The organism is Pacificibacter marinus (genome assembly GCF_018860665.1).
GTDB lineage: Bacteria > Pseudomonadota > Alphaproteobacteria > Rhodobacterales > Rhodobacteraceae > Celeribacter > Celeribacter marinus_A.
The window spans coordinates 15,708-38,223 of sequence record NZ_JAHKPK010000064.1 but is presented as its reverse complement, the minus strand read 5'-3'; the positions used below and the strand labels follow the sequence as shown (position 1 = coordinate 38,223).

Below are 22,516 nucleotides of genomic sequence, written 5' to 3'. Positions count from 1 at the left end.
AGCGAAAGGGCGCGCGTCCACTGCAATCTTGGCGCGCATTTGCACAGGGGTTCGTCATGTTTGCGCCAGCTGTAGTTTTGGTGGTTTGCGACTTTGCAATTAGCGCGAGGTGGTCTTTGCATCCTTTGCAAATCTGCCAAACTTTGCTTTGTTCGCGCTGGTCACACAGCTAAGGTGGGATAAGCCGAAGAGGAGCCTACCTGTGAAAGATATCATTCAAGAACTTCATGATCGTCGGTCTGACGCCCGTTTGGGCGGGGGGCAACGCCGTATCGATGCACAGCACGCCAAAGGCAAGCTGACAGCGCGCGAACGGGTCGAGCTTTTGCTGGACGAAGGCAGTTTCGAAGAATTTGACATGTTCAAAACCCATCGTTGCACCGATTTCGGTATGGAAAAATCAAAGCCTGCGGGCGATGGGGTGATCACAGGCTGGGGTACAATCAATGGCCGTATGGTCTATGTGTTCTCTCAAGATTTCACAGTATTCGGCGGCTCATTGTCTGAAACACACGCAGAGAAAATCTGCAAAATCATGGATATGGCGATGCAAAACGGCGCGCCTGTGATCGGCATCAATGACTCCGGCGGGGCGCGCATTCAAGAAGGTGTGGCGTCTTTGGCGGGCTACGCCGAAGTGTTCCAGCGCAATGTCATGGCCTCTGGCGTTGTGCCGCAAATCTCTGTAATTATGGGGCCTTGTGCCGGCGGTGCGGTCTATTCGCCTGCCATGACGGACTTTATTTTCATGGTGAAAGACACGTCCTATATGTTTGTGACGGGCCCTGATGTGGTGAAAACTGTCACCAATGAAGTGGTCACCGCCGAAGAACTGGGCGGTGCGTCCACCCATACCAAAAAGTCATCCGTTGCGGATGGCGCTTTTGAAAATGACGTGGAAGCCTTGATCGAAGTGCGCCGCTTGGTCGATTTTTTACCGCAGAACAATCGCGAAAAAGCGCCTGTGCGTCCGTTCTTTGATGACCCCGCGCGCATTGATTTGTCGCTTGATACGATCATTCCTGACAATGCGAACACGCCCTACGATATGAAGGAAGTGATTCACAAAGTTGTCGATGAAGGCGATTTTTATGAAATCCAAGCCGAACATGCCAAAAATATCATCACTGGTTTTGCTCGCATCGAAGGCCAAACCATTGGCGTCGTGGCGAACCAGCCGATGGTGCTCGCAGGCTGTCTTGATATCGACAGTTCCAAAAAGGCAGCGCGGTTTGTGCGCTTTTGTGATGCCTTCGAAATCCCTGTTTTGACACTGGTGGATGTGCCTGGATTCTTGCCGGGCACCAGTCAAGAATATGGCGGCGTGATCAAACATGGGGCTAAGCTTTTGTTCGCTTATGGCGAAGCAACGGTCCCGAAAGTCACTGTTATCACACGTAAAGCTTACGGCGGGGCCTATGACGTGATGGCGTCAAAACATCTGCGCGGTGATTTTAATTATGCATGGCCAACAGCGGAAATCGCGGTGATGGGCGCCAAAGGGGCCACTGAAATTATCCATCGTGGTGATTTGAATGACGTGGAAAAAATCGCGGCTCATACGGCTGATTACGAAGACCGCTTTGCCAATCCATTTGTCGCAGCAGAGCGCGGATTTATCGATGAAGTGATCCAGCCACAGTCCACGCGCAAACGTGTGGCGCGGGCATTTGCATCGCTGCGCAATAAAAAGCTCGAAAACCCGTGGAAGAAGCACGACAATATCCCTTTGTAAGTTGGGATAATGTGAGGACATCATGGGAAAAACTGGAATGCATCAACAGTGGCATATGCTGCGCGCGGATGACGGGGGCCTGACGCTGTCTCGCCGTTTGCCTGCACGCTTTGATTTCGCGGCGAAAACCGTGATTTCAGGCGGTGGGAACTTGCGCAAAGGCCGGATTGCCACGCAAGTGCGACAGGATATGTGGCGTGTGTTGCAATCTTTGCGCGGCTTTGCGCCCGTGGTGCAGGTCAAAGCGCAGGGCGATGATTTGGAAATTACCGCAGGCGGCGCCGTCATGGGGTGTTTTCCAAAGCTGCGGTCTGAGGCTTTGGTGTCAGAGATGCTAGACTGCCCCGATCGCCGCGCCAGATGGGTGCGCAGCGCACGGAGGGTCGCAGCATGAAAGTTGCATTGTTTTTTACGCTGTCACTGTCAGTCGCCTCAGCGGCGCATGCCGATCTAAGTCCTCGAGAATTAGATGTTATCACTGTCCCTTCTGGTCAGCCGGTTACTTTTTTTGAAAGTATGTTGGACCGTCCCGCCACAGGGCTGACCGCGCGCTTTCGTTTCGTTGCGCCCGAATTGCCACAAACGCTGGCTGCCTTGAGTTATGATGAGCTTGAAGCCGATATGGCGTATTTGTGCGATACTTACGCGATGCCACGTATCGCCGCTCCCGTACCGTCGATGATCGTTATTTCCTTGTCAGAACGTGAAACTGTTTTCGGTTCCGTCGAGCAAGACGTGGCACAGGTGTTCGAAGCCTACCGCCCAGCGGGCACAGTTTGCGAATGGGAGGCGTTTTAAGATGGCTCCTAAGTTCCACCTATTTGACAAAGGCCCGCGTCCTGTTGCGCCGTTTTCCCATGCTGTCGAAGACGACGGTTGGGTGATTTTGACAGGGCAGATGCCCACCGATCCGAATGCCCCAGATGCGCCTTTGCCCGATGGCATCGAAGCACAGACGCGGCGTGTGATGGACAATCTTGCGCTGATATTGGCCGAGTTGGATCTGGATTTAAGTCATGTTGTGCAATGTCGGTGCTTTTTGACCGCATTCGAGCGTGATTACGCGCTGTTCAATGACACCTACAAAAGTTATTTCCTCGAAGGCCAGCTTCCGGCACGCACCACGGTGGGCGTGACCGCTCTGGCTGTTGGCGCTTTGGTCGAGATCGACCTGATCGCGCGCAGACCGCAGGAGGACGCATAACATGCCACCCAAAGATTACATGCCCAAACACAAGGGCTTTCCCGGGCGCTTTCCCGGCTCGGATTATCAATTTACGTTGCGCCGCGCCAATCCAAAAGGCGTGACGCCGCTCAAAGCACTTGAACGTTTCAAGGATCGCAAGCCTGTCGACAAACGCGTGGATGCGGCCTTTCTCACCGCGATTTGGGAGATGTTCGGCGATCAACCGTTTGAACGCGGCAATTTGGATGCGGGGCGTTTGTCTTGGTTTTGGGGGCGTGAAATCGTGCCCGCTGATCCTGACAACTTTGACCCTGCATCTTACGAGGCGATGATCCAAGTCAATGTCAAGATTGCCCAAGTGACGTTCCCTGATTTGTTCGTGGCAGATGATCCCTTTGATGCGGATGCTGAAACCGATGAGGAGCCTTGGTAGGATGCGCGGATTGTCGCTGTCATATGACGCCATTGCGCAAAAGTCTGCCCGTATTGGGGGGGCTTTTGACGCAGGGCTTGCGCGTTTGATGGCGGTCTTTCATCCTATTGATATCCGGTGCGCTTTGAGAATTGCGCGCTCAGATAGACGACGTTCTTACGACCCTTCCCTTGGGGCAAGGATTGCGCCCGATGCGTGCGGTCCTTGCCTTCTTTCTTTTTCTTTCGGTGATCCTGCGCGTTTTGCGCTGCCTTTCGCCGAAACTGTTCATGTCTGTGGATTTTACTTTTCTCGGGCTGCTTTTTTTGGCAGACTGAAAGTAAGTGCAACACAACAAAGAGCAGTAAAATCATGCGCAAATCACTTCTTACATTCGCCCTCATCTCAGTCACAGCCCTTGCCGGTTGTTTGGACAACGACGCAGAACGCGCCATCGCGGGTGGCCTTGCTGGCGCGCTTGTTGCGGATGCGACAGGTGGCAATGCGGCCGTGGGCGCGCTTGGCGGCGCAGCTGCTGGCGCGCTGTGCGACGACGCAGGCGTTTGTCGCTAAAAAACAGTCTACAGATTTGGCTTTGAGTGCGCCGTTTGGCGGACTCGGGCGTTATGCAAAACAAGGTTTCCGAGCTGGCCAGCTCGGGAGCCTTTTTTCATGCGCGTGATTTGAAATACCATCGTTGGCCGCATCACCATATGTGTCGGGCAGAGCGATATGAAGAAAGAAAGGGAGAGCACATGTTCGATAAAATTCTGATCGCCAACCGAGGCGAAATCGCTTGCCGTGTCATAAAATCCGCGCAGAAAATGGGGATCAAAACCGTCGCTATTTATTCGGATGCAGATAAAAACGCGCTGCACGTGAAAATGGCGGATGAGGCGGTTCACATCGGGCCTGCGCCTGCCAATCAATCCTATATCGTGATTGAAAAGGTTTTGGAGGCTGTACGCCAAACAGGCGCGCAAGCTGTGCATCCTGGTTATGGGTTCTTGTCTGAAAATGCCAAATTTGCCGAGGCGTTGAAAGCTGAAGGCGTGACCTTTATCGGGCCACCTGTCGGTGCGATTGAAGCTATGGGCGACAAAATCACGTCGAAAAAACTCGCACAGGACGCCAATGTCAGCACCGTGCCGGGATATATGGGGCTGATCGAGAACGCTGATGAAGCCGTGAAAATCTCTAGCGAAATCGGCTATCCTGTGATGATAAAAGCCTCCGCTGGTGGCGGCGGCAAGGGCATGCGCGTGGCCTATAATGACGCCGAGGCGCGCGAGGGGTTTCAATCGTCCAAGAACGAGGCCGCGTCGTCCTTTGGCGATGATCGTATTTTTATAGAGAAATTCGTCACCCAGCCGCGCCACATCGAAATTCAAGTGCTTTGCGACACTCATGGCAATGGCATTTACTTGCAAGAACGTGAGTGTTCGATCCAACGCCGAAATCAAAAAGTGATCGAGGAAGCGCCAAGCCCATTCTTGGACGCGGCCACGCGCAAAGCCATGGGTGAACAAGCTGTCGCTTTGGCGCAAGCGGTGGATTATGCCTCGGCTGGGACTGTGGAATTCATCGTCGATGGTGACCGCAATTTCTATTTTCTTGAAATGAACACCCGCTTGCAGGTGGAACACCCTGTGACCGAGCTGATCACCGGTATCGATTTGGTCGAACAGATGATCAATATCGCCGCTGGCGCGCCTTTGGGCATCAAACAAGAAGACGTGCAAATGAATGGCTGGGCGATGGAAAGCCGTTTGTACGCCGAAGATCCTTACCGCAATTTCTTGCCCTCAATCGGCCGTTTGAGCAAATATCGCCCGCCTGCCGAAAGCGTGTCAGATACCCGCGTTGTGCGCAATGATACGGGTGTTTTTGAGGGCGGCGAGATTTCGATGTATTACGATCCGATGATTGCGAAACTCTGCACTTGGGCGCCAACGCGCGCGGAGGCTATTGATCACATGAGCGATGCTTTGGATGCGTTCGAGATCGAAGGCATCGGGCATAACCTACCGTTCTTGTCTGCGGTGATGGATCACCCGCGCTTTGTCTCTGGCAATATCACCACTGCCTTTATCGAAGAAGAATACCCCGACGGGTTTGAGGGTGCTTTGCTGAGTGACGCGCAACTGCGCAAAATCGCGGCGGCAAGTGCGGCGATGTACCGTGTGGCTGAAATTCGGCGCACACGCATTTCTGGCCGTATGGACAACCATGAACGCATTGTTGGCACGGATTGGGTTGTGCAGATCGGTGATCAAGATTTCCCTGTCAGTATTGATGCCGATAAAACCGGATCAAACGTCACTCTGGGCGATCAGGTGATGCGTATTGAGAGCGATTGGGTGCCAGGACAAACCTTGGCCGTGGTGACGATTGATGACGCAAAGGTGACGTTGAAAGTGGGCAAAGTGGCGGGCGGTTTCCGCATTCGCAATCGTGGGGCTGATTTGACGGTCTATGTGCGCAGTCCGCGTGCGGCAGAATTGTCGAAGTATATGCTTGAAAAAGTACCTGCGGATACGTCCAAATTGCTCTTGTGCCCAATGCCAGGGTTGATCGTGGGCGTCGATGTGGCTGTTGGGGATGAAATCCAAGAGGGGCAAACGCTGTGTACTGTTGAGGCGATGAAAATGGAAAACATCCTGCGCGCAGAGCGCAAAGGCGTGGTGTCCAAAATCAACGCAAGTGCAGGCGACAGCTTGGCAGTCGATGAAGTGATCATGGAGTTTGAATAACCCCATGACCGCCGTCGCATCAATTCATGGGCATAAAGCCCCGCACGTGACCGCAGCCTATCGCGCGGCGCGGGCGGCGTCTTTGATGTCTTGGATTTCTTGTTGGCGTAGCGGTGTTTTGTCGATGGCGCGTGTCAGTTCGCGCAGATCCCACGGGTCAGGTTTGCGCAACAACACAGTGCCGTCTTTGTCGACAACAACCAAAGCAAACCCACGCGGGCGCAGTGTTTTGCGCACATCACTCAAGGTATCAGAATTGGTGTCGGTCAGCACAACGATATCGCGCTCGAACAATCGCTCTGGTCGCTCTGCCAGCAGATCCATTTGTTGGCGAAAACTTGGATCAAGCGGACTGTCGGCAAAAACCACCACGACGCGGTTGATCCATTTGAAATCCGCCAAGGCCAGGCCCTCTGCATCTTGCGACAGGGGTGCCAAAACGGGCGTCTCTTGTGCAAAGGCTGCAGGCGCTACGCTGATAAGAACTGCGCCTAGGGCGCTGAGAAATATGTGTTTCATCGATCCTCCGGTTCCTTTCTATATAGGGCCCTTTGCAGGATTTACCAAGATTACCACCAAGTGTTTTGCTGCAATGGCCCTGCAGTCACACACGTTTGAAAGGAACCTTTCATGACCGATAGAAAACTCTGGACTGAGCTTGCCAGCAAAGAGCTTCGCGGCAAACCTGTGGACAGCCTCGCGTGGGAAACGCTTGAAGGCATCACGGTCAAGCCGCTGTATGATGAGCACGACATCAAAGACTTGCCCCATCTTGGCAACACGCCGGGCGAGGCCCCGTTCACACGCGGTGTGAAAGCGACGATGTATGCAGGCCGCCCTTGGACCATTCGTCAATACGCGGGCTTTTCCACAGCCGAGGAATCAAACGCCTTCTATCGCAAAGCACTGGATGCGGGCCAACAGGGCGTGTCGGTTGCCTTCGATTTGGCCACCCACCGTGGCTATGACAGTGATCATCCGCGTGTTGAGGGCGATGTCGGCAAAGCTGGCGTGGCGATTGACAGCGTGGAAGACATGAAAATTCTGTTCGACGGTATCCCGCTGGATAAGGTTTCTGTTTCCATGACGATGAACGGCGCTGTGATCCCGATTCTCGCGTCCTTTATTGTGACCGGTGAAGAGCAAGGCCACGACAAAGCGCTGCTTGCGGGCACCATTCAAAACGATATTCTCAAAGAGTTCATGGTGCGCAACACTTATATTTATCCGCCTGAACCCTCAATGCGGATCATCGCAGATATCATTGAATATACCGCCAATGAGATGCCAAAATTCAACTCGATCTCGATTTCCGGGTATCACATGCAAGAAGCGGGCGCGAATTTGGTGCAAGAGCTTGCGTTCACTTTGGCCGACGGGCGCGAATATGTACGCACCGCGATCAAGGCGGGTATGGATGTCGATAAATTCGCGCCACGTCTGTCGTTCTTCTTTGCCATCGGTATGAACTTTTTCATGGAAGCGGCCAAGCTGCGTGCGGCGCGTTTGTTGTGGACGCGGGTGATGGATGAATTCGAACCAAAATCGGAAAAATCCAAAATGTTGCGCACCCATTGCCAAACCTCTGGCGTGTCACTGCAAGAGCAAGACCCTTACAACAACGTGATCCGCACCGCATATGAGGCGATGTCAGCGGCTCTGGGGGGCACGCAGTCTTTGCACACCAATGCGCTTGATGAAGCCATCGCTTTGCCGACTGAATTTTCTGCCCGCATCGCGCGCAACACCCAACTGATCTTGCAAGAAGAGACAGGCATCACCAATGTGGTCGATCCGCTGGCGGGCTCTTACTACGTTGAAAGCCTGACCGCAGAATTGGCAGATAAAGCATGGGCTTTGATGGAAGAGGTCGAAGACATGGGCGGTATGACCAAGGCCGTCAACACCGGCATGCCGAAACTGCGCATCGAGGAATCTGCCGCCAAACGCCAAGCCTTGATTGATCGTGGTACTGAGGTGATCGTGGGCGTGAACAAATACCGCAAAGACAATGAAGATCCGATTGATATTTTAGATGTCGACAATGTCGCCGTGCGCCTGAGCCAAATGGCGCGGCTTGAGAAAATCCGCGAAACACGCGACGATGCCTTGGTGTCAGAAACTCTGTCCGATTTGGAAGCGGCAGCGCAAACTGGCAAAGGTAATCTTTTAGCCTTGGCGGTTGAGGCCGCACGAGCACGGGCCACTGTTGGGGAAATTTCGATGGCAATGGAAAAATCATTTGGGCGTCACCGCGCAGAAGTGAAAACTTTGGCGGGCGTTTACGGTGCCGCCTATGAAGGTGATGCGGGCTTTGCGCAAATTCAGAAAGACGTAGAAACCTTTGCTGAAAATGAAGGGCGCCGCCCTCGTATGCTGGTGGTTAAAATGGGCCAAGACGGTCATGATCGCGGTGCAAAAGTCATCGCCACTGCATTTGCCGATATCGGCTTTGACGTCGATGTGGGGCCTTTGTTCCAAACCCCAGCCGAGGCCGCACAAGATGCCATCGACAATGATGTGCATATCATCGGCATTTCGTCACAAGCGGCAGGGCATAAAACGCTTGCACCGAAATTGATCAATGAACTCAAAGCGCAAGGGGCAGGGGATATTATTGTAATTTGCGGCGGGGTCATTCCGCAGCAAGATTATGCTTTTTTGAAAGAGGCGGGGGTCAAAGCGATCTTTGGGCCCGGCACGAATATTCCAGTGGCCGCGCGTGAGATCCTGGAATTGATTGGCGGCGCGAAAGCATAAAAAATGGGCATGTGAGGTCGCAGACCCTTTTGCACTTTTCATTCTCTTGCTAGAGGGGCACCATACCCGAAAACGGCACCACGTTTCTGCCGTTCGATTAAGCATATTATTTTTGGTGACCCATGCCGTATGAATTAGACCACTTGGTGGTCTGCGCTTCCGAATTAAACCAAGGACGCCTTTGGGCGGAAGGGCTTTTGGATGTGCCTCTGGAAGCCCGTGGCAAACATGCGCTTATGGGCACGCAGAATCACATCGCACGCCTTGATGTTGGATCATATATCGAAGTGATCTCTGTCGACCCCGAGGCCCCAAAACCTGATCATGCGCGTTGGTTCGGACTGGACGATTTTGGCGGCGCGCCAAAGCTGTCAAATTGGGTGATCCGCTGCGATGATCTGAATGAAGCATGGGAACGTGCGCCGGCCACCGTGGGACGGATCATGTCGTTTGAACGCGGCGATTATGCGTGGCGTATGTTGGTGCCTGATGATGGAAAGCCCTTGTTCGACGGGTGCTTTCCGACCTTTATTGAATGGCAATCATCGCACCCTACAGTGCACTTGCCGCACCGAGACCTACGGTTGCGTCGTTTGAAATTGACACATCCAAGCGCAACTGATTTACGCGCGGCTCTTGCACCTTTTGTGCAGGCGATGGAACATGTATCTATTGGCGAAGGCCCCGTGGCATCTTTGCAAGCAGAAATTGGATCAGCCTCAGGGGAGATTTGGATCGCATGACACTTCGTACGGCAACACCGGCAGACGCGCGCGCCATCAAGGCGATCATGAAGCCTGAAGTTGAGGAATCGACAGCAACCTTTTCGTCGGTGGAGCGTAGCGTTGACGACTGGGCGGCTTTGATCGAGGACCGCCTCAAAGAAGGGCGCGCATTCTATGTGGCAGAAGTCGACGGCGAAGTCGCTGGATACGCCACCTATGATCAGTTTCGCAGTTCGAACAACGGCTATCGGCATACAATGGAGCATTCGGTTTACCTAAGTGATGCCGCGCAAGGGCGTGGATACGGGCGCATTTTACTGATCACCATCGAAGAACACGCCCGCGAGGCGGGACATAAATCGATGATCGGTGTGATCGATGCCGACAACACAGCTTCCATCGCGTTTCACGAAGCGCTTGGGTACAAAGAGGTTGGCCGCATTCCGCAGTCTGGTTTTAAGTTTGATCGCTGGCTGGATGCACTTTTCATGCAAAAGATGCTGTGAATTTCAGCGTATCTGCGCCTGTGGCAATCCGTCATGAGTTTGTGACCTGACAGTCTTTCGTCTTTTCGCTAAGGTCTTTTCATGTCCATTTGGTTCCGCATATTAGACGCCATCGCGGCGTTGCGCGCAGGCGAAAGCCTGTCTGCCGTTTTTGATCGTCTGCGATCTGAACCCGAACAACGCGTGGGCTTTGCCATTGCTGTGATCGCTTTAGGGGCAAAAATGGCCAAGGCTGACGGGCAAGTGACACGCGACGAAGTCACGGCTTTTCGCGAAGTGTTTGATATTTCCAGCGAAGATGAAGTCGCAGCGGGGCGTGTGTTCAATCTTGCCCGCCAAGATGTTGCAGGGTTCGAAGATTACGCCAAACGGGTGAAATCTATGTATGGAGACAATTGCACGCCGCTGCTTGATCTGTTGGACGGGCTGTTTCACATCGCGATGGCCGATGGTGAATACCACCCGAATGAGGACGCATTTTTACACCGCGTGGCTGAGATTTTCGAGATCAGTGATCGTAAATTTCGTATCATTCGGGCCCGCTTTGTGCCTGATGCCGAACGCGACCCCTATGATATTTTAGGCGTTGATCCGAACATGGCCATTGAGGATATTAAAATGGCCTATAAAGATCTTGTGCGTGAAACACACCCTGACAAAATGATCGCGCGCGGAGTGCCTCAAGAAGCGGTACAGATGGCAACGCGACGCTTGGCAGAGATTAACGGGGCGTGGGATGATGTCGCTTTGGAACGCGCAAGCTAGTGCGTATCGCCACGTATAATGTGGAATGGTTTGACGCGCTATTTGACGCGCAAGGCAGGCCACTGTTAGATGACGCTTGGTCGCGGCGTCATGATGTTAAGCGCATTGATCAATTGCACGCTTTGGCAAAGGTGTTCAGGACTCTGGACGCTGATGCGATCATGGTTATTGAAGCGCCAGATACATCGCGCAAGCGTGACACAGTGCAAGCCCTTGAACAATTTGCGGATTTTTCAGGCATACGCGCCCGCGCTGTCACAACCGGCTTTCTCAATGATACCCAACAAGAAATCGCGCTGCTCTATGATCCGTTGATCTTGCGAGCTAAGCACGATCCGCGTGGGATACCTGTGGAGGATGCGGGTCTAGGTGATGTCAATGATGGCCCACCGATGTTCAACTCGGTCTATCACCTCGATATAGACACTGACATGAGCCGCGATCCCATTTCCTTTTCCAAGCCTCCGTTGGAGCTGGCGATGCAAGTGCGCGCGACGGGATTTGCCTTTCGGATGATCGGCGTCCATGTGAAATCGAAAGCGCCGCATGGGGCCAGAAATCGTGATGAAGAAATCCGTATTTCAATCGAAAACCGTCGCAAGCAGAGGGCACAATGCATTTGGTTGCGTGAACGGATCGAGCGGCATTTGAGTGCAGGCGATCCTTTGATTGTGCTTGGGGACTTTAACGACGGGCCCGGGTTGGATGAATTCGAAGCCTTGTTCGGGCGTTCAGGTTTGGAGATTGTGATTGGTGAAGGAGTGGGGCGCAGGGCGGAAGATCAGCGCTTGTTTGATCCCCATGCGCGGATGGCGATGGCTCCACGTGCCAGTGCCGCGCCCACCACATCGCGGTTCTTTATTCGGCATGAAAACCGTTATCTATCAGCTTTGTTGGATTATATCATGGTGTCAAAGGACTTGGCACCAATGGGCAGATGGCGGATTTGGCATCCATTTGATGATCGCGCATGTTACGAGGACGTCGCATTGCGTGACGCTTTGCTGGCTGCGTCCGATCATTTTCCGGTGACTTTGGATTTGGATCTGAGGACTGAAAATTTGGATACAAAGAATGGATGAAACCTGAACTCAAAAGCGGTATAAAAAAGATATGAAACACATTTTGCGTCACATCTCTTTTGTTATTTTGGTTTTGCCGAGCTTGGCATCGGCCGATGACAGCCCGCAAGCTCTGACAGATGCGCCCATGTCGGAAGGGTTCGAACTGCTGCGCGACGGGGCGGAGCTGCTGATGCAGGATCTGTTCGATGGGCTGGAACCTGCGCTGAAAGGGTTTGAATCCTTCGCGCTTGAGCTTGATTCTTACGCGCCGCCAGAAATGTTGCCCAATGGCGACATTATCATTCGGCGTAAGACTTTAGCAGATGACGATATGGGAACGCCCGCCGCGCCAGTGCCCCCCATTCCACGCCCGCGCATTGAAATTGATCCCATGCCTGATGACGATATCGAAATTTAGCTTCGCGCGTGTTTGATCTGTGTGTTTGCACCAAGAGACGATGCCAAGGACATAAACCGCGCCTCTGACACTTCGCCAAACAGATCAATCGCCTCTGGGCGCAGGGTCAAAATCAAGTCTTTTTTCTTTGGAAAATAGCTCAGCTTCGCGATCTCGTCAGGTGCATCCACGGCGATCATCGCACCAAAGCGCATGGCTTTGCCAAGCACTTCTGCGTTTTGAATTTCCTTGTCTGACAGCATCTCAATGAGAGGTGCAAAACTTGTGCCCTCGCGAGAGTTTTTATAACGGTGCAATAGGGCAAGGCCTAAGAACACACGTTCCTTATGTGTCAGCCCACCAAGGTTCGCGCGTGTCGCATTGTCGAAACACACTTCAGCGCGGTAATCGGGATGCGCGCGCCATGTCACATCGTGTAACAAACAGGCGGCGCGAATGAGACGCATTTTATTGTAATCGCGCGCTTTAAAAATCGGCTCGATAAAGCGGTGCAGCCGCTTGCCGACGCCGGGGAGGCGTGCGTCTTTTTGTTCTGCAAAGCGACAGGCTTCGATCAGCGGATCACGGGCGCGCACAGAGACAGGCATTTGCTCGTACAGCATACCTTCGCGGATGCCGTAAGATGAAATACAAATTTCCTTTGGCTTAAAGGTCCGCACCAATTGGCGCAGCACTTCGGAAGCAATCGGCACCAAGGCCATGCGCGCAGAAGACGTACCGGTTTTGGCGCGAATGTCTTCCAGATTGTTTGCGCGAATGTATTGAATCGTTTTGGTCACATCGCGCACAGACATGCGGTACTCGTGCAAAACATGCAGTGGATATCCACGTCGTTCCATATCGATACGTGCGATGGCACGCCATGACCCGCCGACCAAAAAAATGCGTTTATGATCCGTCCCCATGGTTTCGGCCAGGTCCGCCATGATGGGTTTGATGTGGTCTTTAATGCCTTTGCGCCCGCCTTTGAGACCTTGCAGCTTCAACGGCCCAAGGGGCGAGGTAATACGTTTACCGACGTCACCATCACCCACAACGGCCAGCTCCATCGATGATCCACCGATGTCGCAAATCATGCCTTTCGCATCGGGCCAGCCAAGTAATACACCCTGCGCAGACAGGCGTGCTTCTTCTTCGCCGTCGATAACCCAAAGGCTCAGGCCGGTCTCCTGCAATATTTCCTCCCGAAATGCAGGACCGTCCTGAGCCTCCCTCACCGCAGCCGTAGCAACGGCTGTCAGCGGGGGGATTCCCATACCCTGTGCGAGCTTTTGAAACCGCTTGATCGCCGATAAGGCGCGTGCCTTACCCGTGGGATTCAATAACCCTGTTTCGCGCAGGCCTGCGCCTAAACCACACAAGATCTTCTCATTGTAAAAATACGCGGGGCTACGCGCAGCCCCATCAAACACAACCATACGCACCGAGTTGGACCCGACATCGACGACACCGACACGTGACAAGGCGCGCGCATCTTCGTCTAGGAAAAGCGGGCGACCAAACACGCCCCATTCGCTTTGGGCGGCGGCTTGCGCCAGCGCTGATACAGGTGTTGGCAAAATGTTGTCCCCAGTGGCTGTGGCGCAGACTGCCAAATCAAGGGCAGTGCTGTCAATCGTTGAGCACGTTTACAGCTGTCTTTGTAAAGCCAGCCAAAACGCGCGAGGTTAAAGGTCTGTATGTGTAAGCTCAGGCACGTCCTTGACCCCCGCAGAGCCACGCCCCGATAGGGAGGGGTGTTCCATAAAGAATTGGTGGCACGAAAAAGGCGTCATATCTGGATCAAGTTCAGGGCGCTGCCATGTGCCATCCCCCGCCAAAATCCAGCTTTGCGCAACATCGGCCATATTTGCGGCCATGATCTGTTGCAGAATTTGTGCTTTTACTGTGGGGTTTTTGATTTCAACCAGCGTTTCGACGCGGCGGTTGAGATTGCGACCCATCCAATCGGCGGATGACATATAAACATGCGCTTTCTTCGATGGCAGGCCTTTGCCGTTGCCAAAACAAACAATACGCGAATGTTCCAAAAACCGTCCGATAATAGATTTAACACGAATATTTTCAGACAGCCCTTTAACGCCGGGGCGCAAGCCGCAGATTCCACGGATGACAAGGTTTATTTTGACGCCGTCTTGGCTTGCAGAATAGAGCGCGTCAATGACCTGCGGCTCAATCAAGGAATTCATTTTGGCCCAAATTTCGGCGGGTTTTCCGGCGCGCGCAAACTCTGCTTCGCGCGCAATTCCTGCCAATAGGTCCGTTTTCAACGTATGTGGTGAAATGGACAGATTTTCCAACCCTTCGGGCGGCGCATAGCCCCCAATGTAATTAAAGACCTTAGTGGCATCACGTCCCAGCGCAGCATCACAGGTGAAAAAGCTCAAATCAGTATAAATTCTTGCCGTAATCGGATGATAATTGCCGGTGCCAAAATGCGTATAAGTCACAAGTTTGGAGCCCTCGCGGCGCACCACTGTGGAAATTTTCGCATGAGTTTTGTAGTTGGTGAAGCCGTATATCACATGTACGCCAGAGCGTTCCAAACGACGCGATTGGCGTATATTGGCGGCTTCGTCAAAGCGGGCCTTTAACTCGACCAATGCTGTAACCATCTTGCCATTTTCGGCAGCCTCGCAGAGCGCCGATACAATCGGGCTGTCATGTGATGTGCGATAAAGTGTCTGTTTGATCGCCACCACATTTGGATCATTTGCGGCCTGTGCCAAGAACCGGATCACAAGATCGAACGTCTCGTAGGGGTGATGCAGCAAAATGTCCTTTTGAGTGATCGCCGCAAACATATCACCTTCGTGATCTTGCACCCGTTCGGGCACGCGTGGAGTATAGTTTGGCCATTGCAAATCTCTTCGGCTGTCCAGCACCAACTCGTTCAAATCTGTCAATCCTAACATGCCGGGCACTTCAAGGATCTCGTCTTCTGACAGGCCCAATTGTTCTTTGATCACGTTTCGCAACCCGTCAGGCGCGCCCTGAGAAATTTTTAACCGCACAACCTCTCCACGGCGCCTGCGTTTCAGCGCGGTTTCAAATTCACGCACCAAATCTTCCGCCTCTTCTTCGACCTCTAGGTCGCTGTCACGTAACACGCCAAAGGTGCAGGACCCTTCGGCAGTGTAGCCTGGGAACAAATTGCGGATGTAGATAAGCAGCAGGTCTTCGAGTGGTAAAAAGCGATCTGCAGTGTCAGGGGTTTCTGGCAGGCGAATAAACCGATCAATCAGGGCAGGGATCGGCAAAAGAGCTTGCAGCGTGCGTTTGTCTTTGTCGCGGACCAATTGTAAGGCCAAAACAAAACCGGAGTTGGGCACAAACGGAAACGGATGTGCGGGATCGATAGCCAAAGGTGATAAGACCGGAAACACTTGGGTCAAAAACACGTCACGCAGGTGTTTAAAATCGTCGTCGCTCAATTGGTCTGGGTCCACAATAGAGATGCCTTGCGAATGCATCTCGCTGCGAATGTGTTCCCAAGCCGTGACCTGCGCATCCAGCAAATCGCGCGCGTCTTTAGAGATAAGCACCAATTGTTCAGCAGGCGAGCGCCCATCTGCGGCAGGTGTCGTGTTGCCAGCTTTGGCCAATTCACGCAAACCTGCGACGCGCACAGTGTAAAATTCATCCAGATTGGCTGCAGAAATTGACACAAAGCGCAATCGTTCCAGCAACGGCACCCGTGGATTTTGCGCTTCGCCTAAAACTCGCCAGTTGAACCCCAACCAACTCAATTCACGATTGAAAAATCGTTTTGGCCCCTCAAGGCATTCAGCGGGTAAATCCATAGCCTCTGGGAACGGCGCATTCAGAAAATCTGTTGATGTCGTCAAAGTCATATCGCTTAAGGTTACCGATGAGAGAGGATTTCAGAAGTTATCCTGCGCGCTCAAAGAGATATTGTCCAGAACTTGTGCTGCAAACTTGCGCGAAATTGGCTTGCCCAACCGCAAGGCGGCTGCATCAAGCGCTTCAACAATGCATCGTAAATTGGCAGTTGAACGCTCCATCCGTTTGATCAAAAATGGGATCAATGGATAAGAAATTGCCAGCTGACGATCTTCAAACTGTTTGAGAAGCATTGCGGATAGTAAGGCATCGTCTGGCGCATTGATTTTGGTGACACAGGTGCCCTGCATGCGCGATGCTAAATCAGGCAGGCACAGGTTCCAAAGATTTGGGGGCGTGCTGGCGGTCACCAACAATCGCCCACCTTCTGCCAATATCAAATTATGTAGGTGAAAAAGGGCTTCTTCAGTGTCACGTGCATTTGGTAAATCGGCAATGCGATCCGCATTCTCGACCACGACATGGCGCATGCTGGCCAACATAGGGATATCCGCATGGGTCAGCTCATCAACGTCGATGATGATAGCATCACGGTCCACGGCCCATACATGTGCCATGTGGGTTTTACCTGATCCACGTGGTCCTGTGAGCACAAGCTTGTTGCTTGGCCAAAGCTCAGTTGTGTCCAGTGTTGCGAGTGCTATGGCGTTGGATGGTGAAACAAAAAATGCCTCACGCTGTAACGCTTCGCGCACAGGAAGATCAAAGGTGAGTTGCTCCGCCATCAGCTAAGAATGCTCGGCGTCATCAGTGTCAATGGAGGCTGGATCATCGGTCGCTTTCCTGCGCTGACTTGTCGCTTCAAGCCCAGTATACAACCGACTTTCATGGTATTGCTCGACTGCGAAACGAGCGATGACACCAATGGACGCGGCAACCGGCACCGCGATCAACATCCCAACGAAGCCGAACATTGCTCCAAAAGCCGTCAAGGCAAAAATCAGCCATACAGGATGTAAGCCGATAGAGGATCCAACCAGATTAGGTGTCAAAATATTGCCTTCGAAAAATTGCCCCAAAGCGAAGATAGCAATCACAAGTCCGATGCGCAGCCAATCCGTTGCAACGACAACAGTGGCTCCATCGATAACTTCCGTGCCGCCCCAAAACTGAAACAGCGCTAAACCGATTGACAGCGCGCCGCCGACAAGGGCTCCGACATAAGGGATAAACGTTAATGCTCCTGCAATCGCGCCGGTTACTAATCCAAATTTCAAGCCCACAAGCATCAACGCGGCGGCATAAAATCCGCCTAATATGAGGCACACCGTGCCTTGTCCGCGGATGAATGAGGCAAGTGTTTTGTCGATTTGGCGTGCAAGGCGACGCACCACAGGCGCGTGATCGCGCGGCAAAAGCTTATCGATTTCCGCAACCATCCGGTCCCAGTCGAGCAGGAGATAAAAGGTTATCACCGGCACCAAGAATAAGATCATCATGACGTTAAAGATGCTCATGACGGACCCTACGGCCGTTGATAGCAGTTCTCCGCCTTTGGATTGGATGGTCTCGCCGATTTGTAGCAACGACTGGTGCAGTTGGCTTTGCTCGTCAAGAATTTCAGGAAATTTCGCTGTTAAAAATTTTTGTAAATCGTCGAACAATTGCGGTGCAGTGGCAATTAAATCGGTAGCTTGGTCCACAAGAGTCGGTAAAACCAAAAGTGCAATCAGTACAAAGGCAAAGGCCGCTACGGCGGTGATAACCACAGTGGCAACTGCTCGTGATAATCCCATTGTCTCTAATCTGTCGGCTACGGGGTCAAGCATGTAAGCGACAGCCATTGCCAAGATGAATGGCAGCATGACATCGCTTAAAAGCCATATTGCACCTAAGAAGACAACGCTGGCGATGCTCCAATATTTGACTTGGTCGCGAACTGGTAGGGCCAAAATCATTCTCCGTGTTTTGTTACATATCGCCCTGTCGTCGCTTGCGTTCAAGTCCTAGCAGCTTAAAGAACCGTTGATTTTGTAATTTGGTCACTGTCCGTGAAATAGTGTTACTGTACTTTTTGCGTTAAAAGAGGGGCTTCGGATACATCCTGTTCGAAAGACTCGTCACTATCATCAAGGTCGGGATCCGTGGTCACAAATGTTTGAACAAGAGAACTCATTGATTGGGCAGCACTCGACAATTGAGAGTTTGCCGCAGTCGTTTCTTCGAACATAGCCGTGTTTTGCTGTGTGACACTTTCTAATTCACCAACAGCTGAGTTCACGCTTGTGAGATTTTGAGATTGATTGGCTGTCGATTCAGCGACGGAACTTAAGCGAGTTGTAATTTTATCGACCGAGCTTTTGATGCCTTCAAGGGCATTTCCTGTTTTGTTGACAAGGTCGGCGCCGCCAGAAATTTGTTGAACAGAGGAATTGATCAACTCGTTAATTTCACGTGCTGCGTTTGATGACCGTTGAGCCAGAGCCCGCACTTCGGACGCAACAACGGCAAATCCACGTCCTGCATCGCCTGCGCGCGCGGCCTCGACGCCCGCATTGAGCGCAAGCAGGTTTGTTTGGAATGCGATGTCATCAATAACGCTGGTGATTTTATTGATCTCTTTTGAACTGTTTTCGATCTCAGCCATTGCTTTGACCGCATCTTGCATAATTTTGCTGCCCTCAGCAGCTTCATGGGACGTGATTTCGGCAAGTTTTTGAGCGTCTCCAGAATCTTTGGCCACGGTGCTAAGGGACTCTGTCAATCCGGTGATTGATAGTGCGATTTCGGCCAGCGCTTCGGCCTGACGTTCGGTGCGTAAAGACAGATCATTGGCAGAGTTGGCAATTTCGCGCGACTGATCTTGAATGTTTCCGGATTGATCTCGTACTTGGTGAATTGTCGCGCCTAATTTGGACACGGCCAAATTGAAGCTGTGACGCAAATCTTCATAGTTGCTGTCCAATGCCTCAGTGATTTTTGTACTTAAGTCGCCGGAAGACAATTGGTCTAGGTGGCGACCAAAGACTGTAACCAATTGGTGCAATGCCGCGTCACGATCTTTTTGAGCTGCATCAGAAATTTTACGCTGTTCTGCTTGTTCAAGCTGCGCTTCTTGAAACTCTGCGAGTGTGCGTTCCGCAGCGATTTTGGCGACTGCCGCTTCTTCGCTGGCGGTTTTTGCAGATATTAAGGCCTGTTCGGCGCGGTTTTTTTCCTCTTCGGCCTGAGTAGAGGAGGCACGCGCCTCGTCTAGAGCCGCATTGGTTTGGCCTTCTTTGTCTTTGATGATTGCATCAAGTTTACTGCGCATATGTATCATATGGGACAAAACTGCGGTTTCCATGATCACGACAACAGCATGAAAGGCGGTTCGGCCGAGGTTCTGTAGCAAGTCGATTGATGGGTATAGTAAGGCGGGGGCCACCAACGTGAACAGCACGTGATGCAGGGCAATGGTGGCGGCTGCAGTCAATAGGGCAGAATTTTTATTCATGAGGACTGTCATGGCCAGAACCGCAAAATACACCATGTGCACGTCAATTTGCAGCTGATGTCCAATAAGAGCCGCATTCAAAGTGATTGTAACGCCGACGAGGGATAGGGCGATGAAAACCTTGGCAGATTCTGTTCTAGATCGCGCTGCAAAGTACGCAACACATGAAAAAAACACTGCCCCTACGATGGCGATAATGATCTGTCCGCCCTCTAAGGTTACAAATCCAACGGTGGCAACGGCCAGGCCCATGCACAGCTTAGAGAGAACATTCACACCTTGGAGTGTGGTAGGATCGGTTTTGTCACGCGAACTAAACATTTTCGACTCCGCATAGAATGGCGAGCAAGTCACCGTTAAGAATAAAGATTGCGCCATTGTGTTTCAGCGCATTACGTGACTCTAGGGTTGGTGCATCGATGATGGCTGCGAGTGCCGTTCTTATTGGGAAAATTTCCTTTGTGCCCGAGGCTTCGATAGCACTGTCCATATCTGTCCAGGGGGCAAAGACTGCGATCACAGGTCCCGAATCTTTTGGCGGTACACTGAGCAACGCAATGGGCGTAAAGGCGAGGCTGAGCAACATAACCAACCCGTATAAAATGTAATTCACATGCGCACCTATGACCGTAGAAAACGAAATTTGTTTCATACTTGTGCACGAGAGAGCCTACAAAATGGTTAAGTTCTAAAGGCAAAAGTTCTTGGCGTCTTGTTTGCTTGAGGCGGATCGCTTAGACGGATATAAATTCACCTATACCTAGAGGCTATACGATGCGCCTAAGCCGTTACTTTTTGCCCGTTCTCAAAGAAACACCTGCGGACGCCCAGATTGCGTCTCATCGATTGATGTTACGCGCAGGGATGATCCGTCAGCAATCTGCGGGTATCTATTCGTGGTTGCCTTTGGGATATAAGGTTCTGAAAAAGGTCGAAAATATCGTCCATCAGGAACAGCAGCGTGTGGGCCATATCCCGCTTTTGATGCCAACACTACAGTCTGCGGATTTGTGGCGTGAAAGTGGTCGTTACGACGCTTATGGCGACGAGATGCTGCGGATTTCAGATCGCCAAGGTCGCGAGATGTTATATGGTCCGACCAATGAGGAAATGATCACAGATATTTTTCGCGCTCATGTGGGGTCTTACAAAGACCTGCCTTTGACGCTCTACCACATTCAATGGAAATTCCGTGACGAAGTGCGCCCACGTTTTGGTGTGATGCGGGGTCGTGAGTTCTTGATGAAAGACGGCTATAACTTTGATTTAACCAAAGAAGACGCGATGCACGCTTACAATCGTCATCTTGTGTCTTACTTGCGCACCTATGAACGTATGGGGTTACAAGCCATTCCTATGCGCGCAGATTCAGGGCCAATTGGCGGTGACGATACGCATGAATTCTTGGTGCTGGCCGACACTGGCGAATCCGAGGTGTTTTACGATAAAGGTGTCACGGACATCAAACTCGGTGAACGCGATATCGATCCTTATGATGTCGACCAGTGCCGTGGTGTGATGGAAGAATTCACATCGCTTTATGCACGCACAGACGAGACCCATGACGCCGATGAATTTGCCAAGGTGCCTGCGGACCGTCAAATGACAGCGCGTGGTATTGAGGTTGGGCAGATCTTCTACTTCGGCACCAAATACTCTGAGAGCATGGGCGCTGAAGTCGTTGGCCAAGATGGTAAAAAGACCCCTGTACACATGGGGTCGCATGGCATCGGCGTGTCACGTTTGCTCGGCGCTTTGATCGAAGCCAACCACGACGATAAAGGCATCATCTGGCCCGAGGGCGTGACCCCGTTCCATGTTGGTATCGTGAACCTGAAACAAGGTGATGAGGAAGCTGACGGAGCCTGTGACGCGCTTTACAAATCCTTCCAGGCCTTGGGTCTTGATCCTTTGTATGATGATCGCAAAGAACGTGCTGGCGGCAAATTCGCGACGATGGATTTAATTGGTCTGCCATGGCGTATCACTGTTGGCCCACGTGGATTGAAAAACGGAGTGGTCGAAGTGACGTCGCGCCGGACTGGTGCGTCTGAGGAAATGACGCCAGAACTGGCCATTGAAAAAATCGCAAAAATCTACGCAGAACTCTAAACAGCCAAATACTTAGCGTGCTTGTTTAGACATTATTATAAACGCCCTGCATCTTTTGTGGGGCGTTTTGCTGTTTATGTAGGCACCTGTGGCGAAGACCCGCGCACAGTTTAGGGATGGCTTGGCGTCATGGGCCGAATCTGGCTAACCTTGCCGTAAGAATAAACAAAAATACCAGCTCCGAGGCAGAGCATGATCTTGAAAACACTGACACTCATAGGCGGGATGTTCGGTGCGGCAGCGCTGTCGCAATTCCCTGAATTTACTCAACAATATATGCAACGTTTGGGCGGGCAGGTCGATGCGCTCGCTGTGGTGATCCAGGATTTTGACACCTCCGCGGGCAAAGCTAATATGACCCGTGACGCGGCTTTGGCGTCCATGGGGGGCTCGGTATTTTTGGAAAATCGCCGCAATGATATGCGCGCGACCATTGAACGCCATCGCAAACTTGAAGATGATCTTACCACATTGACCAGTGCTTCGCCGATTGCGCGCGTTTCCATGCCGCATCGATTGCGTGATCAGGCCGTGGTCCGCGCGACTTATGACACGTTTCGCCCCGCCTTGCCTTTGACGCCTGCGGGGGCTTTATCCTCTGCGATTGGCTTTGCTATCGGTTGGGTCTTCATTGCGGCTGTGTTGCATTTCATAATGTGGCCGTTTCGCCGGCGTCGTCCTGCACGGTTTTAGCTGTGCGCGGGGCATTACAGACTGATACAGCACAGTTTAACGCGCATTTGGAACTGGCCCTATTGATATCGCAAATGTTTGACGAAC

Annotated in this window: 23 protein-coding genes; 15 read left to right on the top strand and 8 right to left on the bottom strand. The window is 52.2% G+C overall.

Annotation, left to right across the window (positions count from 1 at the left end):
• Nucleotides 1-202: 202 nt before the first annotated feature.
• Genes KO497_RS17970 through KO497_RS17950 form a run of 5 tightly spaced genes read left to right on the top strand, consistent with a single transcriptional unit; the run spans nt 203 to nt 3,354 of the window.
• On the top strand, nt 203-1,735 hold the full coding sequence (locus KO497_RS17970) for an acyl-CoA carboxylase subunit beta (protein ID WP_215945345.1): 1,533 nt from the start codon (nt 203-205) through the stop codon (nt 1,733-1,735).
• 22 nt (nt 1,736-1,757) lie between these two features.
• The gene (locus KO497_RS17965; RefSeq protein WP_252729778.1) at nt 1,758-2,129 is read left to right on the top strand and encodes a hypothetical protein; all 372 of its coding nucleotides are present in this window, start codon (nt 1,758-1,760) and stop codon (nt 2,127-2,129) included.
• Nucleotides 2,126-2,533 (top strand): DUF6497 family protein, encoded by a 408-nt coding sequence (locus KO497_RS17960; protein WP_215945344.1) that lies wholly within the window; start codon nt 2,126-2,128, stop codon nt 2,531-2,533. The genes KO497_RS17965 and KO497_RS17960 overlap by 4 nt, the downstream gene beginning before the upstream one ends.
• Before the next feature lies 1 nt (nt 2,534).
• The gene (locus KO497_RS17955; protein ID WP_215945343.1) at nt 2,535-2,939 is read left to right on the top strand and encodes a RidA family protein; all 405 of its coding nucleotides are present in this window, start codon (nt 2,535-2,537) and stop codon (nt 2,937-2,939) included.
• A gap of 19 nt (nt 2,940-2,958) precedes the next feature.
• The gene (locus KO497_RS17950) at nt 2,959-3,354 is read left to right on the top strand and encodes a hypothetical protein (protein WP_215945447.1); all 396 of its coding nucleotides are present in this window, start codon (nt 2,959-2,961) and stop codon (nt 3,352-3,354) included.
• A 104-nt stretch (nt 3,355-3,458) separates the two neighbouring features.
• Here KO497_RS17950 and KO497_RS17945 read toward each other — a convergent pair whose 3' ends face one another.
• Complete coding sequence (locus tag KO497_RS17945) at nt 3,459-3,707, bottom strand: hypothetical protein (RefSeq protein ID WP_215945342.1); 249 nt, start codon at nt 3,705-3,707, stop codon at nt 3,459-3,461.
• Here KO497_RS17945 and KO497_RS17940 point away from each other — a divergent pair.
• Nucleotides 3,706-3,906, top strand: coding sequence for a hypothetical protein (locus KO497_RS17940; RefSeq protein WP_215945341.1), 201 nt, complete (start codon nt 3,706-3,708; stop codon nt 3,904-3,906). The genes KO497_RS17945 and KO497_RS17940 overlap by 2 nt on opposite strands.
• Before the next feature lie 182 nt (nt 3,907-4,088).
• Nucleotides 4,089-6,086: an acetyl-CoA carboxylase biotin carboxylase subunit gene (locus tag KO497_RS17935; protein ID WP_215945340.1), complete on the top strand. Its 1,998-nt coding sequence runs from the start codon at nt 4,089-4,091 to the stop codon at nt 6,084-6,086.
• 57 nt (nt 6,087-6,143) lie between these two features.
• Here KO497_RS17935 and KO497_RS17930 read toward each other — a convergent pair whose 3' ends face one another.
• A complete protein-coding gene (locus KO497_RS17930) occupies nt 6,144-6,605 on the bottom strand; it encodes a DUF4174 domain-containing protein (RefSeq protein ID WP_215945339.1) in 462 nt (153 codons plus the stop codon).
• A 111-nt stretch (nt 6,606-6,716) separates the two neighbouring features.
• Here KO497_RS17930 and scpA point away from each other — a divergent pair, with 111 nt between their 5' ends.
• From scpA to KO497_RS17900, 6 genes are all read left to right on the top strand, one after another.
• Nucleotides 6,717-8,846 (top strand): methylmalonyl-CoA mutase, encoded by a 2,130-nt coding sequence (scpA, locus tag KO497_RS17925; RefSeq protein ID WP_215945338.1) that lies wholly within the window; start codon nt 6,717-6,719, stop codon nt 8,844-8,846.
• 122 nt (nt 8,847-8,968) lie between these two features.
• Complete coding sequence (locus tag KO497_RS17920; protein ID WP_215945337.1) at nt 8,969-9,589, top strand: VOC family protein; 621 nt, start codon at nt 8,969-8,971, stop codon at nt 9,587-9,589.
• Nucleotides 9,586-10,077, top strand: coding sequence for a GNAT family N-acetyltransferase (locus KO497_RS17915; RefSeq protein ID WP_215945336.1), 492 nt, complete (start codon nt 9,586-9,588; stop codon nt 10,075-10,077). The genes KO497_RS17920 and KO497_RS17915 overlap by 4 nt, the downstream gene beginning before the upstream one ends.
• 81 nt (nt 10,078-10,158) lie before the next feature.
• Entirely contained in the window at nt 10,159-10,842 is a 684-nt protein-coding gene (locus KO497_RS17910; protein WP_215945335.1) for a TerB family tellurite resistance protein, read from the top strand.
• The gene (locus KO497_RS17905) at nt 10,842-11,924 is read left to right on the top strand and encodes an endonuclease/exonuclease/phosphatase family protein (protein WP_215945334.1); all 1,083 of its coding nucleotides are present in this window, start codon (nt 10,842-10,844) and stop codon (nt 11,922-11,924) included. The genes KO497_RS17910 and KO497_RS17905 overlap by 1 nt, the downstream gene beginning before the upstream one ends.
• A 31-nt stretch (nt 11,925-11,955) precedes the next feature.
• Nucleotides 11,956-12,324, top strand: a complete 369-nt coding sequence (locus KO497_RS17900; protein ID WP_215945333.1) for a hypothetical protein — start codon at nt 11,956-11,958, stop codon at nt 12,322-12,324.
• Here the strand turns inward: KO497_RS17900 and KO497_RS17895 are convergent.
• The 6 genes from KO497_RS17895 to KO497_RS17870 all read right to left on the bottom strand — a co-directional run bounded on the left by KO497_RS17895 (nt 12,321) and on the right by KO497_RS17870 (nt 20,237).
• Nucleotides 12,321-13,883, bottom strand: a complete 1,563-nt coding sequence (locus KO497_RS17895) for a Ppx/GppA family phosphatase (RefSeq protein ID WP_252729777.1) — start codon at nt 13,881-13,883, stop codon at nt 12,321-12,323. The two genes, KO497_RS17900 and KO497_RS17895, sit on opposite strands and share 4 nt — an antisense overlap.
• Nucleotides 13,884-13,991: 108 nt before the next feature.
• Nucleotides 13,992-16,127, bottom strand: coding sequence for an RNA degradosome polyphosphate kinase (locus KO497_RS17890; protein WP_252729785.1), 2,136 nt, complete (start codon nt 16,125-16,127; stop codon nt 13,992-13,994).
• An 81-nt stretch (nt 16,128-16,208) separates the two neighbouring features.
• Nucleotides 16,209-16,913: a DnaA ATPase domain-containing protein gene (locus KO497_RS17885; RefSeq protein WP_215945331.1), complete on the bottom strand. Its 705-nt coding sequence runs from the start codon at nt 16,911-16,913 to the stop codon at nt 16,209-16,211.
• Nucleotides 16,914-16,916: 3 nt separating this feature from the next.
• Nucleotides 16,917-18,080: an AI-2E family transporter gene (locus KO497_RS17880; protein WP_215945330.1), complete on the bottom strand. Its 1,164-nt coding sequence runs from the start codon at nt 18,078-18,080 to the stop codon at nt 16,917-16,919.
• Nucleotides 18,081-18,190: 110 nt separating this feature from the next.
• Nucleotides 18,191-19,945 (bottom strand): methyl-accepting chemotaxis protein, encoded by a 1,755-nt coding sequence (locus tag KO497_RS17875; protein ID WP_215945329.1) that lies wholly within the window; start codon nt 19,943-19,945, stop codon nt 18,191-18,193.
• Entirely contained in the window at nt 19,938-20,237 is a 300-nt protein-coding gene (locus KO497_RS17870; protein ID WP_215945328.1) for a hypothetical protein, read from the bottom strand. Before KO497_RS17870 ends, KO497_RS17875 begins: the two co-directional genes overlap by 8 nt.
• 161 nt (nt 20,238-20,398) lie before the next feature.
• Between KO497_RS17870 and proS the strand changes: the two genes are divergently transcribed.
• Complete coding sequence (gene proS, locus KO497_RS17865; protein ID WP_215945327.1) at nt 20,399-21,736, top strand: proline--tRNA ligase; 1,338 nt, start codon at nt 20,399-20,401, stop codon at nt 21,734-21,736.
• A 192-nt stretch (nt 21,737-21,928) separates the two neighbouring features.
• The gene (locus KO497_RS17860; protein WP_215945326.1) at nt 21,929-22,429 is read left to right on the top strand and encodes a DUF2937 family protein; all 501 of its coding nucleotides are present in this window, start codon (nt 21,929-21,931) and stop codon (nt 22,427-22,429) included.
• The last annotated feature ends 87 nt before the right edge of the window (nt 22,430-22,516 follow it).